The organism is Bacteriovorax sp. DB6_IX, from assembly GCF_000447775.1.
GTDB lineage: Bacteria > Bdellovibrionota > Bacteriovoracia > Bacteriovoracales > Bacteriovoracaceae > Halobacteriovorax_A.
Window position 1 is genome coordinate 1 of record NZ_AUNJ01000444.1, and the last position, 4,485, is coordinate 4,485.

The window sequence follows — 4,485 nt, forward strand, 5'->3', positions numbered from 1 at the left end:
GATAATTCCAACAACAGTAGGAACAAGAAATTCAAATGCAGAAAGTATTATAAGAAGAAATGCAGAAAAAGAAGCTGAAGTTGAAATTGATGATAATGCATCACCAATCCAAAATATTGTCTCTAATATTCAGACTCAAAGAAGCGCCATTGATACTCAGAAGTTTGAAAGTACTTTGGCAAGACTTCAGAGTCAGTATGATAAGCTCGATGGGAAATTACAAGGCTTATCAGATAGCTATAAATCAAAAGATAGTGAGCTAAGTTCTTCACTAGGTTCTCTTCAAAAGATGTTGGCCAATGTTAATGATGAGGTCACTGTAGAAGAGCAAAAGGTTGAAAAGCTTAGAGAACAAATTAAAGTTAAGGCACAAGAAGTCACGCAGAAAAAAGAAGCAGTGGCCCAACAGAAAAGAAGAGCAGAGCAAGCAAAGATTAAGAGACTCTCTCCTAATTCAACGGCCGCTAAAGTGACGAGCTCTAGAGCGGCCCCTCGAGTGAGAACGACTGCGAGCCAAGGGGGAGGAACTCCTCGAGTTTCAGTCGGGTCTGGTGGGTTTGGAGCACTTCCTGAAATTTCCGCAAGAGAACAGTATGACCTGGATCTACTTGCTCTTAAGAAGGTGAGTAAGCCTCTTTCTAAAGGTGCGACACCGATGAATATCAATCAATTCTCTAAGGTCGTTAATCCTGATTTAACGATTAAAAATGGTCAAGAAATCCCACAAGAAGGTGTTGTTCTTGATGATGGAAGAGAGTTGACTGTATTTGAAGTTGAGGAAGAAGGTAAGCAGTTAGTCGTTAAGGATCGAGTTGCAAAGAAAGATGTTGCAACAGGATTAAATCAACAGGCCAAGGAGCTTAAAACCCTTGAGTCTGAGTTCTACAAGTATGAACAATTTATGAAGTTATTAGGTGAATCCCAACAAGGGGAGTAGTCTAATCTTTCTTCGTTCGCTTTCTTGGTTTTAAGAGATCAATACCAAAGTACCTTAAAGCACCTAAAATTAACATAACCGCTCCTGCTTCATCGAGATTACCGATGAAGGGGAGGTTGTCTGGAATGAGCTCAAAGAATCCTGCTGTTGGATTCAGAATGTAGATAAGCCCAACGATTCCTAAAATAAAGACGCCAAGTGATTTGAGTGGATGATTCTTTTGGTTTTCTTCTTTCATAAAGATTATTTTAACATAAAAAAAAAGGGGCCTTAGAAGGCCCCTCGTTATTTAGAAGTTTAACTTAAACTCATCCATTTGGTGGAAGTTGAGATACTTGTAAACAGAGTTCTCTTTTCCTTCTAATTTAGGACCTACAATTTCAAGATATTCTTGAGGAGTAGGAATCTTTCCAAGAAGTGCGACAACACCAGCAAGTTCAGAAGAACCTAGATAAACTCTAGCATCTTTTCCCATTCTGTTATTGAAGTTTCTTGTTGAAGTAGAGAATACTGTAGCACCATCTTTTACTCTAGCTTGGTTACCCATACATAGTGAACAACCTGGCATTTCCATTCTTGCTCCAGCTGCAGCGTAACTTGCATAGTAACCTTCAGCTGTTAGTTGATGAGCATCCATTTTTGTCGGAGGAACAACCCAGAGAGTCGTTTGAGCTTGACCTTGATCTTTAAGGATTTCAGCAGCAGCTCTAAAGTGACCAATATTTGTCATACATGAACCAATAAATACTTCATTAACTTTATCACCCTGAACTTCTGAAATAATTTTTACATCATCAGGGTCATTTGGACATGCAACGATTGGCTCTTTCATTTCATTAAGATCAATTTCGATAACGGCAGCATACTCAGCATTCGCGTCTGCTTCCATAAGCTCACCATTAGCAAGCCAGTCCTTAACATCTGCGATTCTCTTTCTAAGAGTCTCAGCATCTTTGTATCCGTTTTCGATCATTTCTTCCATAAGCTTGATATTTGAGTTGAGGTATTCCTCGATTGGCTCTCTATCAAGTTTAATTGTTGCAGCTGCCGCTGATCTTTCAGCTGCAGCATCTGTTAATTCAAATGCTTGCTCAACTTTTAGTTTTGGAAGACCTTCCATTTCTAGAATTTTTCCTGCGAAGATATTTTTCTTACCTTTCTTTTCAACCGTTAAGTAACCTTCTTGGATTGCTTTAAGAGGGATCATATTAACGACATCTCTTAAAGTTACACCTGGTTGAAGCTCTCCTTTAAATCTAACAAGAACTGATTCAGGCATATCTAGTGGCATAACTCCTAGTGCTGCAGCAAAAGCTACAAGCCCTGAACCTGCAGGGAAAGAGATTCCAAGTGGGAATCTTGTATGTGAGTCACCACCAGTTCCAACTGTATCTGGAACCAGAAGTCTATTTAGCCAAGAGTGAATAACACCATCACCAACTTTTAGAGAAACACCACCTCTGTCAGAGATATAGCTTGGAAGAGTCGCGTGAGTAATAACATCACTTGGTTTTGGATAAGCAGCCGTGTGACAGAATGATTGCATAACTAGGTCAGCATTGAATCTTAGACAGGCAAGCTCAGTCATTTCGTTGGCCGTCATTGGTCCAGTCGTATCTTGAGAACCAACTGTTGTCATCTTTGGAAGACAAGTTGTTCCAGGAAGAATCCCTTCAACTCCACAGGCCTTACCAACCATTTTTTGAGCAAGAGAGAATCCTTGTCCTGCTTTTGGTTGTGGGTTAGTTGGGTTTCTGAAGATTCCGCTTTCTTCAATTGAAGACATACCAAGAGCATTTCTTGCTTTCTCAGTTAATTGTTTTCCAATGATTAGAGGAACACGTCCACCAGCTTTGTATTCGTCAAGAATAGTTGCTGGTGCAATTTTATATGAAGTAATAACTTTACCATCTTCATCAGTGATTTCACCTTTTAGTGGGTGAACCACAATAACTTTACCTGTTTCAAGATCTGAAACATCAGCTTGAATTGGAAGAGCACCTGAGTCTTCAGCTGTGTTGAAAAAGATTGGAGCAATTGTTGAACCAATAACAACACCACCAGTTCTCTTGTTAGGGATGAACGGGATATCATTTCCAATATGCCAGATAAGAGAGTTACAAGCTGATTTTCTTGAAGAACCTGTTCCAACTACATCACCAACAAATGACACTGGAAGATCAAATTTTTCTTTAAGATCAGAGATGGCCTTAGGACCATTAGGGAATAAAACACCACCCATACAAGTTGAGTGAAGTGGAATATCAGCTCTTGTAAAAGCGTAAGCAGCTGGAGAGAAATCATCTGTGTTGATCTCACCATCAACTTTATAAACGACAGTTTTAATTGTCTCTGGAAGCTCTGGTAGAGTTGTGAACCACTCAGCATTGGCCCATGACTCAACAACAGATTTCGCAAGATCATTACCATCTTTTGCCAGCCCATTAACTTCTTCAAATACGTTAACAGAAAGTACCATTTTCTTTAGAGCTTCAGCTGCTAGTTCTCCTAGCTCAGCATCTTTGTCTTTCACAATATCAATAAGTGGAGCAAGGTTGTAACCACCAAGCATTGTTCCAAGTAGTTTTACAGCATGTTTTCTATCGATAAGTTCACATGTTGCTTCCTTCTTAATAACTTTGATTAGGAAGTCAGCTTTTACTTGAGCTGCCGGGTCAACACCTGGGTTAACTCTATTTGTGATTAGATCAAGTAGTTCTTCACCTTTTCCTGCTGGAATATTCTGAAGAAGGTTACAAACTTCTAGAGTTTGTTCTTTGTTTAGAGCAAGTGGTGGAATACCAAGTTGAGCTCTTTCATCTACATGTTTTTTGTAGTCTTCGAAAAAATTAGACATATTGCATCCTTGTGTGAATTAAGAAAAATTCTATCAATAAATTTATAGTGCTATCGCGCGTTATTATAGCCCATAAATTACTATTAATAAAGATGCCTTAGGTCGTTGCGAATGACTAAACGCCTGTTTTTGAGAAGATTTCTAAATAATGAGAATCACGACTTACTTAAGGGGAAGTTTTAATGTGAATGTTGCACCTTGTCCAATTCCTAATGACTCCGCAATGATCTCACCGTGCATTTTTTGAGCAACGACCTGACTATTGTGAAGGCCGTAGCCAGAGTCCTCATCATCTTTAGTCGAGAATCCTGCTTCAAATATTTGCTGCATGGTTTCTTCAGACATACCTATACCATTATCTGTGACTTGAATTAAGAGGTTCTCTTTAACCGCTCTTGTTTTTATAAAGAGCTTCGATTCTATATCAGTCTTTTGGCAGGCCTTAATAGAGTTTGAGAAAAAGTTAATCAAGATATTTTTGATATTTTCTAAGTCTTCAATTTCTGTTGAAACAATATCTAAATCTTTAGTGATTTTAAAAATTGAATCTGCATCAGAGATAATGAGAGCGTCATTAATGAGCTTTTCCAGATTGTTCTTCTCTAAAGAGATTTCTTCGCTTCTTTTCTTTGCTTGCTGACTTTCGGAGCGAATAAGTTCCATAAGAAGGTCGAGTTTCTGACTTACTTTT

At 38.7% G+C, this 4,485-nt stretch carries 4 protein-coding genes; 1 reads left to right on the forward strand and 3 read right to left on the reverse strand.

What is annotated here, in order from left to right; translation table 11 throughout:
• A partial coding sequence (locus M901_RS13730; RefSeq protein WP_021278812.1) for a hypothetical protein occupies window positions 1–937 on the forward strand: 937 nt, incomplete at its 5' end.
• 1 nt (window position 938) lies between these two features.
• Here M901_RS13730 and M901_RS13735 read toward each other — a convergent pair.
• The 3 genes from M901_RS13735 to M901_RS13745 form a co-directional block, all read right to left on the reverse strand.
• Window positions 939–1,175 carry a DUF1232 domain-containing protein gene (locus tag M901_RS13735; RefSeq protein ID WP_021278809.1) on the reverse strand — a complete coding sequence of 79 codons (237 nt, stop codon included), beginning with the start codon at window positions 1,173–1,175 and terminating at the stop codon, window positions 939–941.
• Between the two features lie 51 nt (window positions 1,176–1,226).
• Window positions 1,227–3,794 carry a bifunctional aconitate hydratase 2/2-methylisocitrate dehydratase gene (gene acnB, locus M901_RS13740; protein ID WP_021278811.1) on the reverse strand — a complete coding sequence of 856 codons (2,568 nt, stop codon included), beginning with the start codon at window positions 3,792–3,794 and terminating at the stop codon, window positions 1,227–1,229.
• A gap of 162 nt (window positions 3,795–3,956) precedes the next feature.
• On the reverse strand, window positions 3,957–4,485 hold a 529-nt coding region (locus tag M901_RS13745), incomplete at its 5' end, for an ATP-binding protein (RefSeq protein WP_021278810.1).

What these genes read in the sequence shown, in the direction of transcription:
- M901_RS13735 (WP_021278809.1), bottom strand. Translation starts at nt 1,175, where the DNA reads ATGAAAGAAGAAAACCAAAAGAATCATCCACTCAAATCACTTGGCGTC.
- acnB (WP_021278811.1), bottom strand. Translation starts at nt 3,794, where the DNA reads ATGTCTAATTTTTTCGAAGACTACAAAAAACATGTAGATGAAAGAGCT.